A 22,177-nucleotide genomic window follows, 5' to 3' on the forward strand; every position below is an offset into this window, starting at 1 on the left:
TAGATGGAGATTAAACGTACGACAATTGAAAATAAGACGCTACAACCATTAAAACAGCCTGCAGCTATTTCGGAACATGAAATCCAGAAAGAACGAAAGCATAGTAATCTAGTGTTTACTGGACAGTCTAAGATTATTTCGAAAAATAATGAAATAGGGATTTTACTTGCGAGTTTAGGTGATGGAAAGGTTATGAAGGAAATGCTTTCTAAAGAGATGGATACAGTGTTACAACTTTTTAAAAAGTTGCATACGTTATCTGGAGAAGGGAAGCAAACAGAAAAAGTATTTGAACAAGTAATGAGAAGTTTACAAGGGCTTGTTAAGCAGGCGCATATAAAAGAACTTCCTTTGTTAGATGGAACGTATGATTTCGCAGAAGTACAACTATCATTTGGTAGAAAGGTATATATTCCGTTATTAGATGTAAGTGCACTCATTTCTAGAGTGGAAAGTGATTCTTCAGAAGGAAATATAAATTTAATGGTAACGGTTATTACTGCTTACATAACGAAATTGTCTAACGAAACTATTTTAATTAGCGTTACAGATCGCACAGCTAAAGAGCGGGATGTAAGTGTATGGAGAGCGCTCGCAGAAATGAATATGACACAATTATCACAGGCCCTGAAACAAACGATGCAAGAACATAAATGGTCTATGACATTTCTTTTTCTCTTTGTATGGATTGTTGCTATTATTTTAATTCGAGTTATATAAAAAGGTCGTCACTTTACATTGTGACGACCCCTTTTATATTTTTTCGTAGAAGAATGTATCAAATCTCTGAAGATTATAACGTTCAGGTGTTAAAATTTGTTCGGTACTACCAACAAATAGTACGCCGCCTTTTCGTAAAGAACGACTAAACTTTTCATAAAGTTTTATCCTTGCTTCTTCAGTAAAGTATATCATTACGTTGCGACAAATGATTAAATCGTAATTTGTATCGAACGACTGCATTAACAGGTCGTGTTGTTTGAACGTGACGTTTTGCTTAATATTTTGATGTAATGAATATATATCATTTTCTTTTGTGAAATGACGCTCTTTCAAATCGATAGGTAATTCTTTTAAAGAACGTTCTGTATATTGACCGCGTTTTGCAGTTTCTAAAATGTGAAAATCAAGATCTGTTGCTTGTATTTCAAAACGAAATGGAGCTAGATGCTTCGATAAAATTAAAGAGAGTGTATATGGTTCTTCACCGGCAGCGCAAGCGGCACTCCATACTTTTAATTTTCCGTTATTTTGTTCAAGTAATTTTGGTAGTGCTTTCGTCTCTAACGTTTGCCAACGTTCTTTATTTCTAAAAAATTCTGAAACGTTAATTGTAATATAATCAATAAAACTTAAAAATAAATTTTGATCGGTACGTAAATTGCTTAGAAAACTAGTGTAGTTCCCAAAGCCCTTTCTCGAAATAAAAGCATCGATTCTACGACGCATTCTATCTTGTTTATATGAAGCGATATCCATATTGAATTGTTGTTTAAAACTCGCGATAAAATGATCATAATCTTGTTCAATTATCATATTTATAATAGGCACAATAACGATATTGTGCCTCCCCCTTTACATCATACGGATTTTTTGTTCAAAGTTTTTTTTCATCTGTTTTTCATGTAAACCTGGTAAATCATAAATAACAGCATCAATTCCTGCTTCTTTTGCAACGTCAACGGGAATGACAGATGTATGCTTGTCCCCATTATAAAAACAGAGAACTAAATCGGTATCTTCGATTATTTGTTTTACAAAAAACATATAATCTGATCGGTAAATAGAGTCGGAAGGATGATCAAAAGCGACATACTCGGCTCCGTGTTTTTTTAAGTAATCAACGACCTCTTGAAATTCATCTGTTAATGCTTGTAACGGCTGTAGCGTGTAAAGGCATAAATTTTGAGCGAGTCTTTCGTTTTCGATGAAAAAACGAAGAATCTCATTTTCGATAGATTTATAACATAATATGTAAATTTTATGTTTGTGAGCATAGTCAGTTAAAAATTTTTTTATTTCTTCTTGATCTAATGCTGTTAATTGATTTGAACCACAAAGAAAAATATTCATAGATTTGTGCCACCTCATGCTAAATTGTAACATATCTTTTATAAAAAATAACTGCAAAATATTAGTGTTCAGAGTATAATTATAAATAACTGGATTTTACGATTAAGTTTAGGAAGAAATAAAAAAATAAATAGGTGATATATATGCTGCGTTCGATCTCGCATAATCCAATTTTATCGCATATACCGCCTGCTACTCAAATGCCGAAAGAAGCAAATGTCAGGACAGGACTTGCATTTTCGGATAATTTGCATGCAGATCCGAAAAAAGATAAATTGCTAGAACAAATGGAAGCATTTGTCGATAACATTGGAGAAATTAAAGAGAAAATTGAAATGGAATTAACGCTTGATAATGTAATGGAATACAAAAACACAGTAAAATCATTTTTGAATTTTTACGTAGATAATGTATTGCAATATAAAGATGTCATGTCTCGTCATCCGCGTTACGGATATTCACAGAAAATGACGATTGTGAAACAGGCGGAAATGGGATTAAATGAGTTAGAAGATGTTATGAACTTAATTAATACGAAAACAGGACATTTAGAAATGTTAAATCAAATTGGAGAAATCCACGGTTTAATTGTAAATTTAGTCTTGTAAAAGGAAGGAAGCTATATGTACATACAATTATATGAAAAGCTTGTTATTATTCAAAAAGCGTATGAAAATATTCAAACGCTCGGAGAACAAATATATGAGAATTTGAAACATAAAAATGTAAATGCAGTTCAAAAATTGCAAGTAGAGCAATTGCAGTACATTGATGGTTTAAAAAAGTTATCAAGTTCATTTGAAGAAATGGTTGTTCAGTTTTGTAAAGAAAAGGGCGTGGAATCATTTCGTGTAAGTGCATTATTTTCGCATTTTTCTAACGAAGAAATTGAAAAAATGGAAGAATTACAAAAAAATGTAGCTGAATTAGAAGAGAATGTAAAAATGATTCTTTTGAAAAATCAATATTACTTAAACGTACTATTAAAAACTACAGAAAGTATTGTGGATTCCGTTTCTGAATATAATTTAGAGCGAAACAATAATTCACAAATCTTTATGAACGAACTATTGTAAAGGGGAAGTGAAACATTATGAGACTATCTGATTATAATACGCCGTTATCGGGTTTGTTAGCGGCACAAATGGGATTACAAACGACGAAACAAAATTTATCTAACATTCATACGCCTGGTTATGTGCGTCAAATGGTGAATTACGGATCGGCTGGAGCAAGTCAGGGCTATTCACCGGAACAAAAAATAGGTTACGGTGTACAAACGTTAGGCATTGACCGTATTACAGATGAAGTGAAGACGAAACAGTTTAACGATCAATTATCTCAACTCTCTTACTATAACTACATGAATTCGACTTTATCACGTGTAGAATCTATGGTTGGAACGACAGGAAAGAATTCATTATCTAGTTTAATGGATGGCTTCTTTAATGCCTTTCGTGAAGTTGCAAAAAATCCAGAACAACCAAATTACTACGATACATTAATTTCTGAAACTGGGAAGTTTACAAGTCAAGTAAATCGTCTAGCGAAAGGCTTAGATACAGCAGAAGCACAAACGACAGAAGATATTGAAGCGCATGTAAATGAATTTAATCGTCTTGCTGGCAGCTTAGCGGAAGCGAATAAAAAAATTGGACAAGCAGGTACACAAGTGCCAAATCAACTTTTGGATGAACGTGATCGTATCATTACAGAAATGTCTAAGTATGCAAATATAGAAGTGTCTTATGAATCTATGAATCCTAATATCGCGAGTGTTAGAATGAATGGTGTTTTAACAGTAAATGGACAAGATACATATCCACTTCAATTAAATAAAGAAAAAGAACCAATGACTGCTGAAATTTACGGTTCGGAAATTCCTTTAACTAGTGGAGCAATCCAATCAGCGATCGATACGAAAGCGAAGATTGCTAGTTATAAGAAAAACCTTGAAGAATTAATGATTTCTGTAAAGAATGAAGTGAACACAGAAATGGGAAAAGAGTTCTTTGTGGAAGATCAAGCGAAAGATATGAAATTAAACCCTGAATTTGCAAAAGATGTTTCGAAAATGAAAATATCTGCTGAAACAGCAAATAACCTAGCAGCAATTACGAATGATGATTATAAAGAAGGACTTACATATAAACAAGCATTAGACCAATTTATAGTTGGTGTAGCATCTGATAAAAGTGCAGTGAATGCTTATCAAAAAATCCATGGGGATTTATTAGAGGGAATTCAGCAAGAAAAGATGGGTGTTGAAGGCGTTAATATGGAAGAGGAAATGGTTAATTTAATGGCCTTCCAAAAATATTTCGTCGCAAACTCTAAAGCTATTACGACGATGAATGAAGTGTTTGATAGCCTATTTTCGATTATTCGATAAGTGATAGTAGTTGATTGGAAATATATAAGGAGGAGATAAAAATGAGAGTATCTACATTTCAAAATGCAAGCTGGGCAAAGAATCAGTTAATGGATTTAAATGTGCAACAACAATACCATCGAAATCAAGTAACTTCAGGGAAGAAAAACCTTCTTATGAGTGAAGATCCACTTGCAGCAAGTAAATCATTTGCGATTCAACATTCATTGGCGAATATTGAACAAATGCAAAAAGATTTAGCGGATTCGAAAAATGTGTTAACACAAACTGAAAATACTTTACAAGGTGTTTTGAAATCTTTAACAAGAGCAGATCAATTAACAGTACAAGCATTAAATGGAACAAATAGTGAAAAAGAATTGAAGGCTATTGGTGTAGAAATTGATCAAATTTTAAAACAAGTTGTATATTTAGCGAATACGAAAGAGCAAGGCCGTTATATTTTCGGTGGTGATAGTGCAGAGAAGCCGCCGTTTACAGAAGATGGTACATACCAAGGTGGAAAAAATGATGTGAACTGGCAACTAAATGACGGTTATGAATTCAAAGCGTTTCGTAACGGAGAAGCATTATTATCCCCAGTTATAAAAACGTTAAAACAGATGAGTGAAGCGATGCAAAACGGTGACCCAAAAGCGTTAAAATCGTTATTAGAAGGAAATAAGCAAAACTTAGATGGCATCATTAATCGTACAACTGAAGTTGGTTCGACAATGAACACAATGGAGACGTTTAAAACAATTTTAAGCGAGCAAAATGTAGCACTTCAAGAAAACCGTAAAGAAATTGAGGATGTTGATTTAGCGGTCGCAATTTCTGATTTAGCTTATATAAACGCAACGTACGAAGCAACATTAAAAGCTGTTAGTACGATGAGTAAAACGAGTATTTTAGATTACATGTAAATGATAAGGAGTGAAAAATATGGCAGGGACAATATCTAATTATGGTGACAGACAGCAAATATGGAATTTAGGAAATAACATGATAGATACAAAGAAGTTAGTAGATTTAGAGTTACAAGCATTGGAAATGAAAAAATCACCATATACTACACAAAAACAAACGTTAACAAATGAAAACAAAGTGTATGCGAGCATGAAAAAAGAGTTTGCAAATTTTGTGCAAGTATTCAAAGATTTAAACACATTTAAAGGTGATGAAAAGAAAACAACTCTATCCAAAGATGGTTTTATGACAGCACAGGCGGATGCTGCTGCAATTCCTGGAACATACACAATTACAGTAGAGCGAGTAGCAGAAAGGCATCAAATAACTACAGCTCCACTTACTCCCCCAAAAACTCCTGAAGGTACGGAGCAAAAATTCAGTTTAGATTTAAAGCTTGGAATAGATGATGTATTCCAGATAAATGGAAAAGAAGTTAAAATTTCGGGAGATATGACGTATAAAGATCTTGTCAATAAAATTAATAATGGAAATTATGGTGTATCCGTATACACATTAGGGGATCAACTATTTTTTACATCTACTATTGCAGGAAAAGAGGGAGAGCTGAAATTAACGGATGGTGCCAATGGCTTTTTACAAAATATAGGACTGGTTACTTCTGCGAAAAATACGGATGGAACGAATGCCATTGCACATCAAGTGACAGGGGCAGCAAATGCAGAATATACAATAAATGGAATTAAAGGAACTAGTAAAACAAATAAGATTGATACAATTCCAGGATTAACTATTAACTTAGAAAAGGTAACTACAGAGCCAATTAAATTAACTATCGAAGATTCAGATTTAAAAAATTCGATAGATTTAATCAAAAAAATGAAAGATGAGTATAATAACGCTGTTAAAAGCTTAGATTTGTTTTCTGGTGAAAATGGAGTAATGCAAGGGAATAATGTTTCATTTGCTATAAGTAATGCAATGACAAGCATTTTTAGATTTTCCCAAGATGATAAGTATTTATTTTCTTTTGGAATTCAAATTGATAAAACAGGAAATATGACTCTTGATGAAGAGAAATTGAAAATAGCTTTTAAAGAGAATCCAGAATCTACAAAACAATTTTTCTTTGGTTTTAATGGCATTGGTCATGATATAGATAAAAAGCTCGAGGGAATCTTTGGAGATGAAGGGATTATTGGAAAACGCTCTAAAAGTATTGAAAAGCAAGTAACTGATTTAGAGAGAAAAATTCAAGATATTGATACAATTAATAAGAAAAAACAAGAATCAATTATTGATAAATATGCAAAGTTGGAAAGCCAGCTAGCATTGCTTGATAGTCAGCTGCAGACAATCAAAGCAATGACAAAAACAAAAAGTAATGATTAATGAAAGCTGAGGAAGTGATTATATGCAAGCATGGCAACGTTATATGCAAAACGATATTATGACGAGTAATCCGATTAAAAATACAATATTTATTTATGAAAGATGTATCGTAGAGTTTCGTAAATTAGAAGAACTTTTAAATACATTTAAACTTCAAGAAGGAGACGACCTTCTTGAAAAGTTAGAACGTATATTTGAAGAGTTGAAGCTTCAATTAAATCCTGATATTTCGAAAGATTTATATGACAGTCTATTTGGTTTATACGATTGGATTAGCATTCAAATTCAAACGATGAAAGTAACGCGCCAAGCAAAAGACATTGATGCGATTGTACAAGTGTTACAAGATTTAATAGACGGTTACCGTGGAGCGCTCGAAAATGAACAATGATATTTATCGAACGTTTGTCAGTTGTTTTAATGGAATCGGTGAATTGCAAGTTTCAGATGAAGAATTTGCTGAGAAAAGTGAGATGTTAAATCGTTGGATGATGACATTGGATGAAGAAACGCGCACGCAAGTTGCAATGGAAGTTACCCCGTGGATTATTAAGGCAGCGCAGCATATTCGAGATAAGCAAAAGATTTTGGAAGAAATGATTATGGAAAATGATGGGCGAATGAAAGCTAATTCATTTTATGGTAAATATTAATGATAAAGTATGGAAACGGATTCCCCTTTTTAAAAGGGAATCCATTCCTTGTTTAAATAAAGAGTTCCGCTGATTGAGGTTTCACTTTATGCCTGTAATGAGAAAATAATCTAAATAATATAAAAATTGACTTTGATTTGTATTCCATATATCGAAATATTTCATGGATTACTACGTGTATACATTTTTTTGTATTCTTTTTTTATATTTTTGTATTTTTCTAAAGACAACAATGGAAAAATGGAATAAAATATGTAAGGGTACATAATAGTGAATATTTTAATAAACACATATAAGAAAATAAACAATGAAGTGAAACTTCCATCAGTGGATCTATTAAGGTAGAAAAGGAAGGGTGTGGAATATGCCAGATTTAGTGAGTGATGTAAGCCACTATATGAATTATTTAGTGACGAAACGAAATACTGTTTCTAGTAATATTGCAAATGCGAATACGCCTGGCTATAAAGCACAAGATGTAACATTTGCTGAGCAGATGAGTAAGAGTAGTGCGTTATATAAGAACAATGCGGCTGATTTAAAGAGCAATCCAGATTTATATCAAACGAATGAAATGCACTTACCGACAGTAAATATGAAAAATACATATGCAAAGATTCAAACGAAATCAATGCAAACGAATCAAGATGGAAATAGTGTGGATGTAACGACAGAAATGCTAGATTTAATGAAAGCAAATCAGTTATACGGTATTTCAATTAACGCGATTAATACACAATATGCAATTAACCAAGCGGCACGCGGACGTTAAAAGTAGAAGGAGAGACAACGATGTTTCAGGCAATTAATGCAAGTGGCTCAGGGCTAACGACAGCGAGAAAGTGGATGGAAGTTACTTCAAACAATATTGTAAATGCAAATACAACGGCTGCTCCGGGGGCGGATTTATATGAGCGTCGTAGTGTAGTGCTAGAATCAAACAATAGTTTTGCAAATATGTTAGATGGGTCTCCTACTAATGGAGTAAAAATAAAAAGTATTGAAGCAGATAAAACTGAAAACTTAGTGTATGATCCAACACATCCGCATGCAAATGAAGAAGGATATGTACGTTATCCAAATATTGACGTGACTGCTGAAATGACGAATGTAATGGTTGCCCAAAAAATGTACGAAGCAAATACAAGTGTATTAAATGCGAATAAAAAAATGCTTGATAAAGATTTAGAAATTGGCCGAGGATAAGGGGGAATATAGTAATATGAAAATCCAACCAATGTTAAATACGCAGCCATTTGGAGCAATTCAGTCAATTGGTGCACCGAAAACGTCTCAAACATCTGTAGTTGAGGGGAAAAAGTTTATCGATTTATTGGAAGATATGAATCAAACGCAAAACAATGCGCAAACAGCAGTATACGATTTACTAACTAAGGGGGTAGGGGAAACGCATGACGTTTTGATTCAGCAGAAGAAGGCAGAGTCCCAAATGAAAACGGCTGCTCTCGTACGTGATAATCTTATTGAAAATTATAAGTCACTAATTAATATGCAAATTTAGGAAAGTGGACGGGTGTGTTTAAATGGAAAAGATAAAAAATGTTATCCAATCATTAAAAACGTGGCATAAGTTAGTAATCGGTGCTGCGCTTTTAGCGATTGTAACAGGAGCACTTTTATACTTCACCTTGCCAGATAAATATGTTGTTGTATATCAAAATTTAAATGATACAGATAAGCAAGAGATTACAGCAGAATTATCGAAGTTAGGTGTCGATTATCAATTAGCGGCCGATGGTTCGATTCGTGTGCAAAAGAATGATGCTCCATGGGTTCGAAAAGAAATGAATGGAATGGGCTTACCGTTTAATTCTAAAAGCGGTGAGGAAATTTTATTAGAAAGCTCGCTCGGTTCAAGTGAGCAAGATAAAAAAATGAAGCAAATCGTCGGTACGAAAAAGCAATTGGAGCAAGATATCGTAAGAAACTTTGCGACAGTTGAAACGGCGAATGTTCAAATTACATTACCTGAAAAAGAGACAATTTTTGATGAAGAAAAAGCAAAAGGAACAGCGGCAATTACTGTAGGTGTGAAACGTGGCCAATTATTAACTGCAGATCAGGTTGCAGGTATACAGCAAATGATTAGTGCAGCAGTTCCAGGTGTAAAAGCAGAAGAAGTAAGTGTGATTGATAGCAAAAAAGGTATTATCTCAAAAGGAGCAGATGAAGCACATTCTACTAGTTCCTCTTCTTATGAAAAAGAAGTAGAGATGCAGCAACAAATTGAAGGTAAATTAAAGCAAGATATTGATGCAACATTAATGACGATGTTTAAACCGAATGAATATAAAGTGAATACGAAAGTGTCTGTAAACTATGATGAAGTTACACGCCAGTCAGAAAAATATGGTGATAAAGGTGTACTTCGTAGTAAACAAGAGCAAGAGGAAAGCTCTACTGCGCAAGAAGGAGCAGATACGAAGCAAGGTGCTGGTATTACAGCGAACGGTGAAGTGCCAAACTACGGTACGAACAATAATCAAAACGGTAAAGTTGTCTACGATAATAAAAATGGTAACAAAATTGAAAACTATGAAATAGATAAAACAGTTGAAACAATTAAAAAACATCCAGAATTAACGAAAACAAATGTTGTTGTATGGGTAGATAATGATACGTTAGTAAAACGAAAAATAGATATGACTACTTTCAAAGAAGCAATCGGCACAGCTGCTGGGCTTCAAGCTGATCCGAATGGAAACTTTACAAACGGTCAAGTTAACGTTGTAACTGTTCAGTTTGATCAGCCGAAAGAAGAGAAGAAGAAAGAACCAGAAGAAAGCGGCATAAACTGGTGGTTATTCGGTGGGATTCCAGCTGGTTTATTAGCGATTGGTGGTCTAGTATGGTTCTTCTTAGCAAGACGTAAGAGAAAGAAAGAAGAAGAGGAATATGAAGAATACTTAGCAGAAGAGGAAATTGCTGCAAGTAATGAAAGTATCATGGAAATTCCTGAAGAAAAAATAGTACCAGAGCCAAAACCAGAACCAGAAGAACCGAAAGAACCGACGTTAGATGAACAAGTGCATGATGCTACGAAAGAACATGTAGAAGGTACTGCAAAAGTAATTAAAAAATGGTTAAATGGACAGTAAGGGAGGAACAACGATGTTAGATGAAATCTCCTCCAAAGAAAAAGCTGCCATCCTTATTCGTACATTAGAAGAAGGGGTGGCAGCAAAAGTCATTGAATATATGACGGCTGAGGAAAAAGAAGTATTACTTCGTGAAATCGCGAAATTTCGTGTATATAAACCAGAAACGTTAGAAAATGTACTAGGAGAGTTCTTGTATGAATTAAATGTAAAAGAATTGAACCTAGTGACTCCAGATAAAGAATATATTCGTCGCATATTTAAAAATATGCCAGAAGACGAACTGGAAAAATTATTGGAAGATCTTTGGTATAACAAAGATAATCCGTTTGAATTCTTAAATTCACTTGCAGATTTAGAACCACTTCTTACTGTACTTAATGATGAATCGCCACAAACGATTGCGATTATCGCTTCTTATATTAAACCGCAGCTCGCTTCTCAATTAATTGAGAGACTACCAGATCATAAGCGAGTAGAAACGGTAATGGGTATTGCGAAACTAGAACAAGTAGATGGTGAATTAATAAATCAAATTGGTGATTTATTAAAATCAAAATTAAATAATATGGCATTTAATGCAATTAATAAAACAGATGGCTTGAAAACAATAGTAAACATTTTAAATAATGTTTCACGAGGTGTTGAAAAAACAGTCTTTCAAAAGCTGGATGAAATGGATTATGAGCTATCTGAGAAAATTAAAGAAAACATGTTTGTATTTGAAGACTTACTCGGACTTGAAGCTCTTGCACTTCGTCGTGTATTAGAAGAAATTACAGATAACGGTGTTATTGCGAAAGCACTTAAAATTGCAAAAGAAGAAATTAAAGAGAAATTATTTACATGTATGTCTTCAAACCGTAAAGAGATGATTCTAGAAGAATTAGATGGCTTAGGACCGCTTAAGATGACAGATGCTGAAAAGGCACAGCAAACGATTACAGGCACAGTGAAAAAGCTAGAGAAGGAAGGAAGAATTATCGTTCAAAGAGGTGAAGATGATGTCCTTATTTAAAAACAGAATTCCGAAGAATTCTGTTTCTTTTTCTGAAGAAACGTTTGAATTACAATTTCCAAAACCAATACCAGTTCAAGTAGAAGAAGAAATACAGGTGGACCATGAAGAGCTTCTTGCACAGCAACAATCATTACATACTGAACTGAATCAACTAAGGCAAGAACAACAAATGTTAGAACGAGAGCGTCAACAGCTATTACAAGATAAAGAACAATTTCAAATGCATATTCATGAACAAATGGAACAGATGGAAGCAGCACGTATGCAGTTTCAAAAAGAACAACAAGAAACAGCATATGAATGGACAGAGTTATTATGGGATCAATCTTTTCAACTAGCAGAAAAAATCGTGAATCAAGCGGTAGATTCACGATTGCTTGATGTGTTACCCATTTTAACTGGTATCGTTCAAACGTTGCCTACTTCGTTTGAAAAATTAATCATTACCGTACATCCAGAAACATTTGAACGTATTCAAGAAGAGAAGGAAAATACGAAAGAATATTGGTTACTACAATTAGTAGAATGGAAATATGATTTCTCCTTACAGTTCGGTGAATTTGTTCTAGAAGAAGAGAAAGAGTTCTTTGAATTTAAATTTGCACCTATATTTGCGAAACTTCGCCAGAAATGGGAAGAAGAGAAGTTATTTGAGGAGCAAAATGTATGAACAACAAGCTCATAAATGAACAGAATAAGTGGAATACGTTTATCGAAACACCGTTTTATACGAAAATTGGTAAAGTTCATAGTGTACAAGAACAGTTTTTCGTAGCGAAAGGACCGAAAGCGAAAATTGGCGATGTTTGTTTCGTTGGAGAACATAATGTTTTATGTGAAGTAATTGCGATTGAAAAAGAGAATAATATGTTACTCCCATTTGGACAGACAGAAAAAGTATGTTACGGGGATTCCGTTACATTAATTGCAGAAGATGTTGTTGTACCTCGTGGTGATCATTTACTTGGAAAGGTGTTAAGTGCGAATGGTGAAGTGTTAAATGAGAACGCTGAAAATATTCCACTACAGAAAATAAAATTAGATGCCCCCCCCATCCATGCATTTGAGCGTGAAGAGATTACTGATGTATTTGAAACGGGAATAAAGTCCATTGATTCTATGCTAACAATTGGTATCGGTCAAAAGATTGGTATTTTCGCTGGGTCTGGTGTTGGTAAATCTACTTTACTCGGAATGATTGCGAAAAACGCAAAAGCTGACATTAATGTTATTAGTTTAGTAGGAGAACGTGGCCGAGAAGTAAAAGACTTTATTCGAAAAGAATTAGGTGAAGAAGGAATGCGAAAAAGCGTCGTTGTTGTAGCGACGTCAGATGAAAGTCACCTAATGCAACTTCGTGCAGCGAAACTTGCAACGTCTATTGCTGAATATTTCCGTGATCAAGGTAATAACGTACTACTTATGATGGACTCTGTTACTCGTTTTGCTGACGCGCGTAGAAGTGTTGATATTGCCGTTAAAGAGTTGCCGATCGGTGGTAAAACACTCTTAATGGAAAGCTATATGAAGAAGCTGTTAGAGCGCTCTGGGAAAACACAAAAGGGATCCATAACAGGTATTTATACCGTACTCGTTGATGGAGACGATTTAAACGGCCCTGTACCAGATTTAGCGCGTGGTATTTTAGATGGACATATTGTATTAAAACGTGAGCTTGCAACACTTAGTCATTACCCTGCTATTTCAGTGCTAGACTCAGTGAGTAGGATTATGGAAGAAATCGTTTCGCCAACTCATTGGCAACTTGCAAATGAAATGAGAAAAATCTTATCTGTTTATAAAGAAAATGAATTGTATTTTAAATTAGGGACGATTCAAGAAAATGCAGAAAATGCTTATATTTTTGAATGTAAAAACAAAGTAGAAGGTATAAATACGTTTTTAAAACAAGGTCGATCTGATAGTTTCCAATTTGATGATATTGTTGAAGCGATGCACCATACAGTATAGGACCTCTGCCCAAGAGGTCTTATTTTTTTGTTTTTTAATATTTCACAGATTTTTTTGGAAAAAAACTATATAATAGAAAAAGAGAGCGTTATAATAGGAAGGGGCTATAAAAACAGGTGGATAAGCAGCAGTACGACACGATAAAATTGCAAATAAATCAAGAAAAAGAACAGATTTTGAAAGAAGTGTATGAATTAACAGGTGAAAAAAGAAAAATAGAACAAAAAAAAGAATATGATTTATATGTAGTAAAATCGCGTAGTAAAGTCGTACAAACTGGGCAGCGTATAATGGCCGGTATGCTTTCGTCACATACGTTTTCACCTGAAAGAATAGAAGAATGGAATCGGAAAATTAAAAAAACGGAAGATTTTATTCAAAAAAATGAAAGCCTTTTAGAACAGGTAAAAGAAAAAGAACGTGTCATTGATGAGATGTATCAAGAAGATTGTAGAAAGCTTACAAAAGTACGAGAAAAGCAGGAAGAAAAAATGCTTCTTGATTTGAAAATGTGTATGAATGGATGAGGTGAATATAGTGATACAGTCTGTATTACCGGTGCAACAAAGTTTACCTCCGCAAAAAGAAAAAGGGCTAGAAGTACAATCAAAAAGTGAAGATTCTTCATTCGATCGTACGATGAGAATGGAAAATAAAAAGCAGCCGAAAACGGAGAAAATGAAACAAGAAGAAGCACCAAAAGAAGAAAAAAAAGAATATATTCTTTCTAAACAACCAGTAACGAAAGAAGAGCCAATTGTAAAGAAAGAAGAAAAAAAAGAGACAGAACAGTTGTTATTAGCTGTATCTGAGCAAATGGTTGCAATTGAGCAATTACGTGTGCAGCCAGAATTGTTATATCAATACATACAAAAAATACAAGAGCTGTATAAAGAATATGGAAATATAAAACTTAACGAATTACCCGCCAATGAATTACAACAGTTACAAGAACTGCTTTCAAATATGAATATCAAAAATGCTATATGTTTAGAAGATACAATGCAAATGGCATTAGATAAAGTGACGATGCCGGAGCAAACGATGCAAGCATTAAAAATTGTAGAAACAGAAACTTGTAATATCGCAAAAAAACAAGAAGATTCCAAAGACTTAGATATAGATCTTCCAAAAGCTGAGGACGATGATGTAAAGATAAAGTTGCCTGAAGGTGATGTGTTAAACGATTCGAGTTCAACGGGTGCGGAGTTACTAAATAAAGCAACGGGTACGGATCAAATAGGAAAATCAAATAGTGGCGCTGAGAAAGTTACGTTACCTGATTTAGGAAAGAAAATGGAAGCGCAAGTAGAAGCATTGCAAAAATTTGTAGTGAAACAAGAGCGTGTTTTATTTCAGTTAAATCCAGAAAAACTTGGTACATTAACAGTGTTTATGAAAAAACATGGAGATCAAATTGATGTTCACGTAGAAATGGAAAAACACGATGCGAAAAAACGTGTTGAAATCATTTTTGATGAATTGAGATTGAAGTTAAAAGAAAAAGAAATCAATATTCAAATTAGCTATTCAGATAAAGATGAAAATCGAAAAGAACAGCGAGAACAAGAGCAAAGACAAAAACAAAAATTAGCAAGTACGAAACATGAAAAACAACATGCAAAAGAATTTGCGGGATTATTGGAGGAATAAAGTGTGCCAACAGTTGGATTAAATACAACGAGTACAAATCATATTCCGTTACAAGCAGGAGCACAAACAAAAAACGCATCTGTTACTGGTGCACAGTCGACAGCTCAACAAGCAAACGGAGTATCAGCAAGTACTCAAAAAACACCCGGTATTATGGATAAAGATGATTTCCTGAAACTTTTCTTAGCAAGCTTTCAACATCAAGACCCGTTTAATGCGATGGATATGAACCAAATGATGAACCAAACAGCACAGCTATCTCTTATGGAGCAAGTACAGAATATGACGAAAGCAGTAGATAAACTGCAATCAACGATGTATTCGACGGCTCTTGATGGAGGGATGAAGTTTTTAGGAAAGTACGTTAGAGGTGTAAGCAATAATGGAAAGCAAGTGACTGGTCAAGTGGAAACAGTTCGGCTTGCTGAAAATAACGATGTGCAACTTATTGTTGATAATCAAGTTGTCTCACTTCGTTTCATAGAAAGGGTTTCTGATAAACCGATAACAGAAACTAATCCGGAAGATGAGAAGAAAGATGATATAGAAAAAAATGAAGAGGTTAAGCCAGATTAATAAAAGGAGTGTACAAAGGTTATGATTAAAGCGTTATATACAAGTATTACAGGGATGAATGCAGCACAAAATGCATTAAGTGTTACTTCAAATAATATTGCAAATGCACAAACAGTTGGATATAAAAAGCAAAAGGCTATTTTTGATGATTTGCTATATAATAATACGGTTGGTTCACGTGGTGATGGTGCTTATGCTGGCACGAATCCAAAGAGTATTGGTAACGGTGTAAAGTTCAGTGGGACATCTACAGATTTTAGTGATGGTTCTATTACTTTAACTAGTGATAAGATGGAGACAGCGATAGAAGGAAACGGTTTGTTTTTAGTTGGTGATCGTAACGGTGGAAATGTAGAGTATACGAGAAAAGGGTCTTTTGGTGTATCGAAAGATAGCTATGTTACAAATACAGGTGGACAGTATGTGCTAGGTTATGGTGTAAAAACAGGAACACAAGAAGTAGATTTTTCTTCACGACCAAGCCCAATTCATATTCCAATGGGATCAGCTGTTGGTGGGATTCAAACAGATAAAGCGACAATAGGCGGAAACCTTCCTAGAAACCAAAATGCATTATCTCACGAATTCACAGTTTTTGATGCGGAAGGGAACTCGTTAACGTTACGTGTAAATATTAAGCAAAAGACTACAAAAGAGACTGTAGATGGTAAAGAAGTTGAAAAGCCAGTGCCAGGCGAATATACATATACAGTTTCTGTAAGGAATGATTCTAAAAACGAAAAAGAATTTAAGCCTGTCGAAGGCATGACGGGCGAAAAAAATCTTAAATTTGATACGTTAGGAAATTTAAAGGAGACAGATGAACCTGTACAAAAAGATCCAGTAACTGGTGAAATTACTAAAGGTGGATCCATTAAAATTCCTTTTGGCAATGGTCTAACACTTGATTTAAGCGGATTAACAAATTATCCGACAGGGAAAACTATTTCTACAACAGAAGTAACGGGGCGCCCAGCTGCAATTGCAAATGACTATTCTATTTCAGACGGTGGTTTCGTTATGATGAAATATTCGGATGGTAGTATGAAAGTTGTAGGACAACTAGCTGTAGCTACATTCCCGAATTCAGGTGGATTAATGAAAACAGGGAATGGAAATTACGTTGCGACACCATCAGCGGGTATTCCAGGAGTAGGTGTTGCTGGTGAGAATGGTGCAGGGAATGTACGAGGGTCAGCAAAAGAAAGTTCAAACGTAGATTTATCTGTAGAATTTGTTGATTTAATGCTTTATCAACGTGGATTCCAAGGAAATGCGAAAGTAATTAAAGTGTCAGATGAAGTATTAAATGAAGTTGTAAACTTAATTCGATAATATATCATAAAGTAAAATTGTAATGTAGTAGAAAGGGTTTTTTATTCGTATGACGACAAGACAAGAGCGAATTTTACAATTGCCTTTTTTCGAAAATAAACGTGAACTTGCTGAGCAAGTGTTAAAAATGGAACGAGAAGAGCATATATATTTACCTGATCAATTTGAAATTAAGCAAGTACCTCCATATTCATTTGGCGAAAAGCAGTCAATCATTGGCCGTATTCATGAGTTTTATTTCGTAAGTGTTGGTAGCGAAGGAGAATGGAAGTATCAACTGTTTAAGGACGAGATGAAGTGCCGTGAGTTTTTTATTACACTATCAGGGATAACGGATCAGCAGATTGCATTTTGGTTCAATAACATCGAGTTGTTGAAAAGCTCTTAAAAAGATCTAAAAAGACCTTAAAAGCTCTTTTTAGGGTTGAAGAGAGGACCCAGCGTTGTTTTGGAGCGGTTAGTGCCTAATAGGGCCTCGACTGGTGTGTAAGGACAGAGGTATGGAGAGTTACTAGGGTAGTATAAGAAGAGGTAAGCGAAGTTTGGTGTGAATAAACAGTTATGATCCAGACGAGCTGCTAGTTGTAAGAATAGAGCTATGGAGGCGTACTGAGATGGTGGGGATGAGATAATCATTTCATAGTAGGTCAGTGCCTTTTGGATAGTTTATGGTGATAGATTTTAATAAAAGGAGAGGTGAGGAGGATGGCGCAGAATAAGTATCGCGTTACATTCATTTCGCCGAGTGAGGTTGAGCAGCGGACTGTAATGGCGGCGAGTAGTTTGCCGGATTTAATTCGTAAAGTAGAGAGTATTATTGCAGATCCGAACGGTTATTTTGTAAATGATAAAAAAAATAATTGCTATTTTAAAGTGATTAAAGAAAATGTTACATTTATTCAATATGAGTTACTATTTTCGGATAAGGAAATTCATATTGAAAAATTAAAACATATAGCACCATCTATATTGAAACAATTATTTAAAAAAATAAATGATCCAGAATTATATGCGCTTGCGCTACTTGATGTTGATATAGCGACGAAAGAATATGTGCTAGAAGAAATGGATTCGGAGCTAAGAATAAGAGTAGAAACGGAGCTTTCGAAAAAGTGGGAAGCACTGCCGACAGAAATTGTAGGAGCACAAGAAGTATTATTAGAGGCACTTGCTTCGTTTATACAAGATTAAGCGTGTTTTAAAATAAATCGTTCGACTATCTATATTTTTCATATAGGTAGTTGACTTTTTCGGTTTAATAAAGCTTAATAATTAGATATACGGAATTAATGGAAGGGGAGCGACACCTTTATGTCACAAGCACAAAGTATTTTATTAGAAAGTGGAACAAATGAATTAGAGATTGTCACATATACTGTTGGTGAAAACCTATTTAGTATTAATGTAATGAAAGTACGTGAAATCATTAATCCATTCCCTGTTACAACTGTTCCAGAATCTCATCATGCAGTTGAAGGTGTTGTTCAAGTACGTGGTGAAATTTTACCTGTTATTAATTTAGCAACGGCTCTTAATTTAAAATCAACAAAGCCACTTGATCAAACGAAATTTATTATATCTGAATTAAACCAAATGAAAGTTATTTTCCGCGTTGATGAAGTGCATCGTATTCAACGTATTTCGTGGGAACAAATTGATGAGCCAGCTTCATTATCTATGGGACTAGAGGAAACGACATCTGGTATTGTAAAGCTAGATGGAAAAATCATCTTACTATTAGATTACGAGAAAATTGTATGTGAAATTAGCGGTACTGGCTATGACAATAAATCACTTGCAGGTTTAGAGCAAAAAACGGATCGAGCTGAAAAAGTTATTTATATTGCAGAAGATTCAGCAATGCTTCGTCAAATATTAGAAGAAACATTATCATCAGCTGGATATACGAAAATGAATTTCTTCAGCAATGGTGCAGAAGCATTAGCACAAATTGAAAAATTAGCGAAAGAGCAAGGGGAAAAAATGTTTGAACATATTCACTTGCTAATTACGGATATTGAAATGCCGAAAATGGATGGACATCATTTAACGAAAGTGGTTAAGGATAGTGAAGTAATGAATCGTTTACCAGTCATTATTTTCTCTTCATTAATTACAAATGAATTATTCCATAAAGGCGAAGCTGTAGGAGCAAATGCTCAAGTAAGTAAGCCAGATATTCAAGAGCTAATTGGTTTAGTTGATAAGTTAGTGTTGTAAGAAAAGCGTTTTTTTTTAGCTGGAATAGAGGAACTAGCTAGGTATGGCAGCGGTCAGTGCCTAATAGAGACACGTGCGATGTAAGACTAGTATGGAGCATTTTTAGGTAATTGGGACGAGAGAGCCGCCGAGATAGTTTTAGAAGAAGTGAGACTTCGATTGAGGATTTGAAGTCTCGGTTTATAACTCTATTCTGTTAGAAAGGGGAAGGAATTAGCCATGTGTAGCATTGGCTAGTTCCTTTTTAGTATTATATACTTTAAAGTGGTAGAAAAATGAAAGGTGTCTGGGTTGTTTGTCGCTGTATGTGTGAATAATCTTCATTTAGAGATTTTTGATTTAAAAATATAAGCGAACATATTTTTTGATTACTTTAGTAACATTTCGTGGTAACGCAAATTTTTTCGGTGAAAAAACATCCAAAATACCATATAATATAATTAAATGTAATTAATATGCAATTTTACATATTAATAAAAAACATTTTCCAAATTTTTATACTTTCTATACATTTTTGTATGTTTAATATTTGACAGATAATTTCGAAATGTTATAATATGGATATGTAAAAATTGCTATTTTCTGAGAAGACATGGGAGTCAGATGAGAATTGTGAAAGGATGAGGGGGAGTGACACAGATTATGTATCACCACACAGCAATCAATGTATTAAGTCTTTTACAAAACATGTCAAATAATAAAATGAACGATGTGCAACTAGAAGAGGAATTTAAAAAAATAGAGAAACAATTCCGAGTAGAGTATGAAGAATTAGTTGATTTATATAATAGAATGGTATTATTTCAAATAGATATAGAAAAAAATGGTGGGATGCGAGCATATGAAAAATCTACAATTACATGGCTGAAGTCTGAGCTAGAGTTACTGTATGAAGTGTATCAATTTTCCCAACGTCACGGTTTAAACATTATTAATATTTCAAAATACATTAGTAAAAAAGAACTAAATCTTTTTCCAAAAACAGCAAGTCAATTGCAAAATACGTATTACAAATTAAAAAAATGTGAAATACCGTTTGAAAATATTGAAAAACAAAAACCAGGACGAAAGCGAAAATATACGCCTGTAAAAGAATCAATTGTTGAAATGAAAAAAGAAAACAAACAAGAATTAAGAAATGAAGTTCCAAATACAGAGAACGAAAAAAGCCTTGTAACAGTTATATCTGGTATTGTTGATAATTTTGAAACGATTAGCCAGTGTAGTGAAAGAAAAGAGCATGAACTACATCAGTTCATGGAAGGAATCTATAAGCTTTCTAGCATGGCTGCAGAGCGTTCAAAAGATGAAAAGAATGCTCGTGGTCTCGAAGGCGAATTACATGTATTACGAGCTGAAAATGAAAGGCTAAAACGAGAAAAGGAAGAGCTTGTTCATGATATAAAAGAAATGACGCATCATTTAATTCATTTCATTACGAGCTCTGATATTAATCAAATTCGCACATTACCTTTCTTCGTAAAAGAATGTAAACAAGATTTGCATAAATTAGGGTTATATAACGCACAAGACGGTAAAATGAAAATTATGGTTGATCGTAGTGGGCAGGTTATGACTGTAACGCAGTAATAAAATTTGGGTACAAAATAAAAGGGAGATACATAGTTTATATGTATTTCCCTTTTGTTTTGTGTGGAATCGTTCCAAAAAAGGAAGATGAATGTTTACGATTGTAGTAATATAGAAAGCATTTGCGGTATTTGATTAGCCTGTGAAACCATACTGAGCGCAACTTCAGTTAACAATTTAAACTTTAAAAAATCGCTCATTTCCTGCGCCATATCCGCGTCTTCAATTCGAGAAGAAGCATCTGTTAGGGCCATACTTTGACTATTTAAATTTTCAATATTAAACTGTAAACGATTCATCATAGCCCCAAGATCAGCACGATGAAGTGATACATTTTGCAAGGCCTCTTCAATTTTACGAACCGCCGCTCTTGCTTCTTGTTCTGTTGAAATCTTGATGTCATGTTGTGTAGGGGAAGGGGGAATATGTTTCGTCATATGTACTGTATGACCAATATCATCTAACGTAATAGGGCGGATTTGTCCATTGAATACGGATAAATCATTAAACTCAGTTGTCTCACCAATATAGCCAATTTGTTCTGTTAAAGATTGAAACTCTTTATTCAGTGAATCACGGTTTTTATTTGAATTTGTACCGTTCGCAGATTGAACAGCTAAATCACGCATACGCTGTAAAATATTCGTCACAGTTTGAAGGGCAGCTTCTGCCATGCGAAGCATCGATATCGTATCTTCATTATTACGAATTGCAGCGCGCATACCACTTGCTCTCGCATGCATACGAGTCACAATTGCAATATTAGCGGGATTATCAGAAGCATTATTTAATTTCTTACCAGTTGCCAAATGCTCCATCGCAACATTCATACGTTTCTCATTCTCATACAACGACTGCCTAGCATTCATACTCAAAACATTCGTACCAATACGCATAATAGACACTCCTTATAGATTGATATAGTCGGTATCTTTTAATCTAATAAACAGTTATGGAAGGATAGAGGGGCTTATGCTTATTTACTGTTTGTGTTTTAACATAAGAGGGGGTCAAGATAAGCACTGACCGCTTCTAAGCATCGGGGATACTCTCTTCCACATAAAAAAGAAAGTTTTATAAATAATCTATCTATATAGAAAAAATAAACCTCTCCGCAAGCAGAGAGGTTTATTCAGGAAACTAACTCAAATGGCTTATTGTAATAATTTAGAAACCATTTGAGGAGTTTGGTTAGCTTGAGAAAGCATGCTGATACCAGCTTCGTTCAAGATTTTGAACTTAGTCATTTCAGACATTTCTTTCGCCATGTCAG

At 34.3% G+C, this 22,177-nt stretch carries 27 protein-coding genes; 23 read left to right on the forward strand and 4 right to left on the reverse strand.

Features of this window, described 5'->3' with window-relative positions; all coding sequences use genetic code 11:
* Positions 1–3: 3 nt before the first annotated feature.
* A complete protein-coding gene (locus ACSG5Z_RS00685; protein ID WP_435710401.1) occupies positions 4–720 on the forward strand; it encodes a hypothetical protein in 717 nt (238 codons plus the stop codon).
* A gap of 33 nt (positions 721–753) precedes the next feature.
* Here ACSG5Z_RS00685 and cheR read toward each other — a convergent pair whose 3' ends face one another.
* The gene (cheR, locus tag ACSG5Z_RS00690; RefSeq protein ID WP_137052290.1) at positions 754–1,536 is read right to left on the reverse strand and encodes a protein-glutamate O-methyltransferase CheR; all 783 of its coding nucleotides are present in this window, start codon (positions 1,534–1,536) and stop codon (positions 754–756) included.
* 39 nt (positions 1,537–1,575) lie between these two features.
* Positions 1,576–2,073 (reverse strand): hypothetical protein, encoded by a 498-nt coding sequence (locus ACSG5Z_RS00695; RefSeq protein ID WP_001020094.1) that lies wholly within the window; start codon positions 2,071–2,073, stop codon positions 1,576–1,578.
* Positions 2,074–2,216: 143 nt separating this feature from the next.
* Between ACSG5Z_RS00695 and ACSG5Z_RS00700 the strand changes: the two genes are divergently transcribed.
* The 22 genes from ACSG5Z_RS00700 to ACSG5Z_RS00805 all read left to right on the forward strand — a co-directional run bounded on the left by ACSG5Z_RS00700 (position 2,217) and on the right by ACSG5Z_RS00805 (position 20,904).
* Positions 2,217–2,681: a YaaR family protein gene (locus ACSG5Z_RS00700; protein ID WP_000946323.1), complete on the forward strand. Its 465-nt coding sequence runs from the start codon at positions 2,217–2,219 to the stop codon at positions 2,679–2,681.
* A 15-nt stretch (positions 2,682–2,696) separates the two neighbouring features.
* A complete protein-coding gene (locus tag ACSG5Z_RS00705) occupies positions 2,697–3,149 on the forward strand; it encodes a hypothetical protein (protein ID WP_002135377.1) in 453 nt (150 codons plus the stop codon).
* Positions 3,150–3,166: 17 nt separating this feature from the next.
* Positions 3,167–4,465 (forward strand): flagellar hook-associated protein FlgK, encoded by a 1,299-nt coding sequence (flgK, locus tag ACSG5Z_RS00710; RefSeq protein WP_088062766.1) that lies wholly within the window; start codon positions 3,167–3,169, stop codon positions 4,463–4,465.
* 41 nt (positions 4,466–4,506) lie between these two features.
* Positions 4,507–5,370, forward strand: a complete 864-nt coding sequence (locus ACSG5Z_RS00715) for a flagellar hook-associated protein 3 (protein WP_262748448.1) — start codon at positions 4,507–4,509, stop codon at positions 5,368–5,370.
* 19 nt (positions 5,371–5,389) lie between these two features.
* Positions 5,390–6,766 carry a flagellar hook-associated protein 2 gene (locus tag ACSG5Z_RS00720; RefSeq protein WP_435710402.1) on the forward strand — a complete coding sequence of 459 codons (1,377 nt, stop codon included), beginning with the start codon at positions 5,390–5,392 and terminating at the stop codon, positions 6,764–6,766.
* Positions 6,767–6,788: 22 nt separating this feature from the next.
* Positions 6,789–7,157 (forward strand): flagellar export chaperone FliS, encoded by a 369-nt coding sequence (locus tag ACSG5Z_RS00725; protein ID WP_098134030.1) that lies wholly within the window; start codon positions 6,789–6,791, stop codon positions 7,155–7,157.
* A complete protein-coding gene (locus tag ACSG5Z_RS00730) occupies positions 7,147–7,419 on the forward strand; it encodes a flagellar biosynthesis protein FlgG (RefSeq protein WP_097881648.1) in 273 nt (90 codons plus the stop codon). Before ACSG5Z_RS00725 ends, ACSG5Z_RS00730 begins: the two co-directional genes overlap by 11 nt.
* Positions 7,420–7,783: 364 nt before the next feature.
* Positions 7,784–8,191 carry a flagellar basal body rod protein FlgB gene (gene flgB / locus ACSG5Z_RS00735; RefSeq protein ID WP_001113113.1) on the forward strand — a complete coding sequence of 136 codons (408 nt, stop codon included), beginning with the start codon at positions 7,784–7,786 and terminating at the stop codon, positions 8,189–8,191.
* Positions 8,192–8,211: 20 nt separating this feature from the next.
* A complete protein-coding gene (gene flgC, locus ACSG5Z_RS00740; RefSeq protein ID WP_000484673.1) occupies positions 8,212–8,625 on the forward strand; it encodes a flagellar basal body rod protein FlgC in 414 nt (137 codons plus the stop codon).
* 16 nt (positions 8,626–8,641) lie between these two features.
* A complete protein-coding gene (fliE, locus tag ACSG5Z_RS00745; protein ID WP_000701682.1) occupies positions 8,642–8,941 on the forward strand; it encodes a flagellar hook-basal body complex protein FliE in 300 nt (99 codons plus the stop codon).
* A gap of 22 nt (positions 8,942–8,963) precedes the next feature.
* Positions 8,964–10,538 (forward strand): flagellar basal-body MS-ring/collar protein FliF, encoded by a 1,575-nt coding sequence (gene fliF / locus ACSG5Z_RS00750; RefSeq protein ID WP_262719575.1) that lies wholly within the window; start codon positions 8,964–8,966, stop codon positions 10,536–10,538.
* Between the two features lie 13 nt (positions 10,539–10,551).
* Positions 10,552–11,556, forward strand: a complete 1,005-nt coding sequence (locus tag ACSG5Z_RS00755) for a flagellar motor switch protein FliG (RefSeq protein ID WP_048561266.1) — start codon at positions 10,552–10,554, stop codon at positions 11,554–11,556.
* Complete coding sequence (locus ACSG5Z_RS00760; RefSeq protein ID WP_426933792.1) at positions 11,543–12,229, forward strand: FliH/SctL family protein; 687 nt, start codon at positions 11,543–11,545, stop codon at positions 12,227–12,229. Before ACSG5Z_RS00755 ends, ACSG5Z_RS00760 begins: the two co-directional genes overlap by 14 nt.
* Complete coding sequence (gene fliI, locus ACSG5Z_RS00765; protein ID WP_097908068.1) at positions 12,226–13,530, forward strand: flagellar protein export ATPase FliI; 1,305 nt, start codon at positions 12,226–12,228, stop codon at positions 13,528–13,530. Before ACSG5Z_RS00760 ends, fliI begins: the two co-directional genes overlap by 4 nt.
* Positions 13,531–13,646: 116 nt before the next feature.
* Positions 13,647–14,057 carry a cytoplasmic protein gene (locus tag ACSG5Z_RS00770; protein ID WP_262748419.1) on the forward strand — a complete coding sequence of 137 codons (411 nt, stop codon included), beginning with the start codon at positions 13,647–13,649 and terminating at the stop codon, positions 14,055–14,057.
* 10 nt (positions 14,058–14,067) lie between these two features.
* Complete coding sequence (locus ACSG5Z_RS00775) at positions 14,068–15,183, forward strand: flagellar hook-length control protein FliK (RefSeq protein ID WP_435710403.1); 1,116 nt, start codon at positions 14,068–14,070, stop codon at positions 15,181–15,183.
* A 3-nt stretch (positions 15,184–15,186) separates the two neighbouring features.
* Positions 15,187–15,759, forward strand: a complete 573-nt coding sequence (locus ACSG5Z_RS00780) for a flagellar hook assembly protein FlgD (RefSeq protein ID WP_001143481.1) — start codon at positions 15,187–15,189, stop codon at positions 15,757–15,759.
* Positions 15,760–15,780: 21 nt separating this feature from the next.
* Positions 15,781–17,094 carry a flagellar hook protein FlgE gene (flgE, locus tag ACSG5Z_RS00785; protein WP_098134035.1) on the forward strand — a complete coding sequence of 438 codons (1,314 nt, stop codon included), beginning with the start codon at positions 15,781–15,783 and terminating at the stop codon, positions 17,092–17,094.
* Positions 17,095–17,143: 49 nt separating this feature from the next.
* Positions 17,144–17,482: a DUF3964 family protein gene (locus ACSG5Z_RS00790; RefSeq protein ID WP_000213336.1), complete on the forward strand. Its 339-nt coding sequence runs from the start codon at positions 17,144–17,146 to the stop codon at positions 17,480–17,482.
* A gap of 317 nt (positions 17,483–17,799) precedes the next feature.
* The gene (locus ACSG5Z_RS00795; RefSeq protein WP_106382795.1) at positions 17,800–18,285 is read left to right on the forward strand and encodes a LysR family transcriptional regulator; all 486 of its coding nucleotides are present in this window, start codon (positions 17,800–17,802) and stop codon (positions 18,283–18,285) included.
* A gap of 120 nt (positions 18,286–18,405) precedes the next feature.
* Positions 18,406–19,314, forward strand: a complete 909-nt coding sequence (locus tag ACSG5Z_RS00800) for a chemotaxis protein (RefSeq protein WP_064459934.1) — start codon at positions 18,406–18,408, stop codon at positions 19,312–19,314.
* 642 nt (positions 19,315–19,956) lie between these two features.
* Positions 19,957–20,904 carry a DNA-binding domain-containing protein gene (locus tag ACSG5Z_RS00805; RefSeq protein ID WP_262719593.1) on the forward strand — a complete coding sequence of 316 codons (948 nt, stop codon included), beginning with the start codon at positions 19,957–19,959 and terminating at the stop codon, positions 20,902–20,904.
* 95 nt (positions 20,905–20,999) lie between these two features.
* Here the strand turns inward: ACSG5Z_RS00805 and ACSG5Z_RS00810 are convergent, their stop codons facing one another.
* Together ACSG5Z_RS00810 and ACSG5Z_RS00815 are read right to left on the reverse strand one after the other, a co-directional pair.
* Positions 21,000–21,800 carry a flagellin N-terminal helical domain-containing protein gene (locus ACSG5Z_RS00810; protein WP_435710404.1) on the reverse strand — a complete coding sequence of 267 codons (801 nt, stop codon included), beginning with the start codon at positions 21,798–21,800 and terminating at the stop codon, positions 21,000–21,002.
* 258 nt (positions 21,801–22,058) lie between these two features.
* Positions 22,059–22,177 (reverse strand): flagellin (locus tag ACSG5Z_RS00815; protein ID WP_435711246.1); only part of this gene is annotated, 119 nt, incomplete at its 5' end.

The sequence above is a fragment of the Bacillus pretiosus genome, from assembly GCF_051294775.1.
Taxonomy (GTDB): Bacteria; Bacillota; Bacilli; order Bacillales; family Bacillaceae_G; genus Bacillus_A; species Bacillus_A wiedmannii.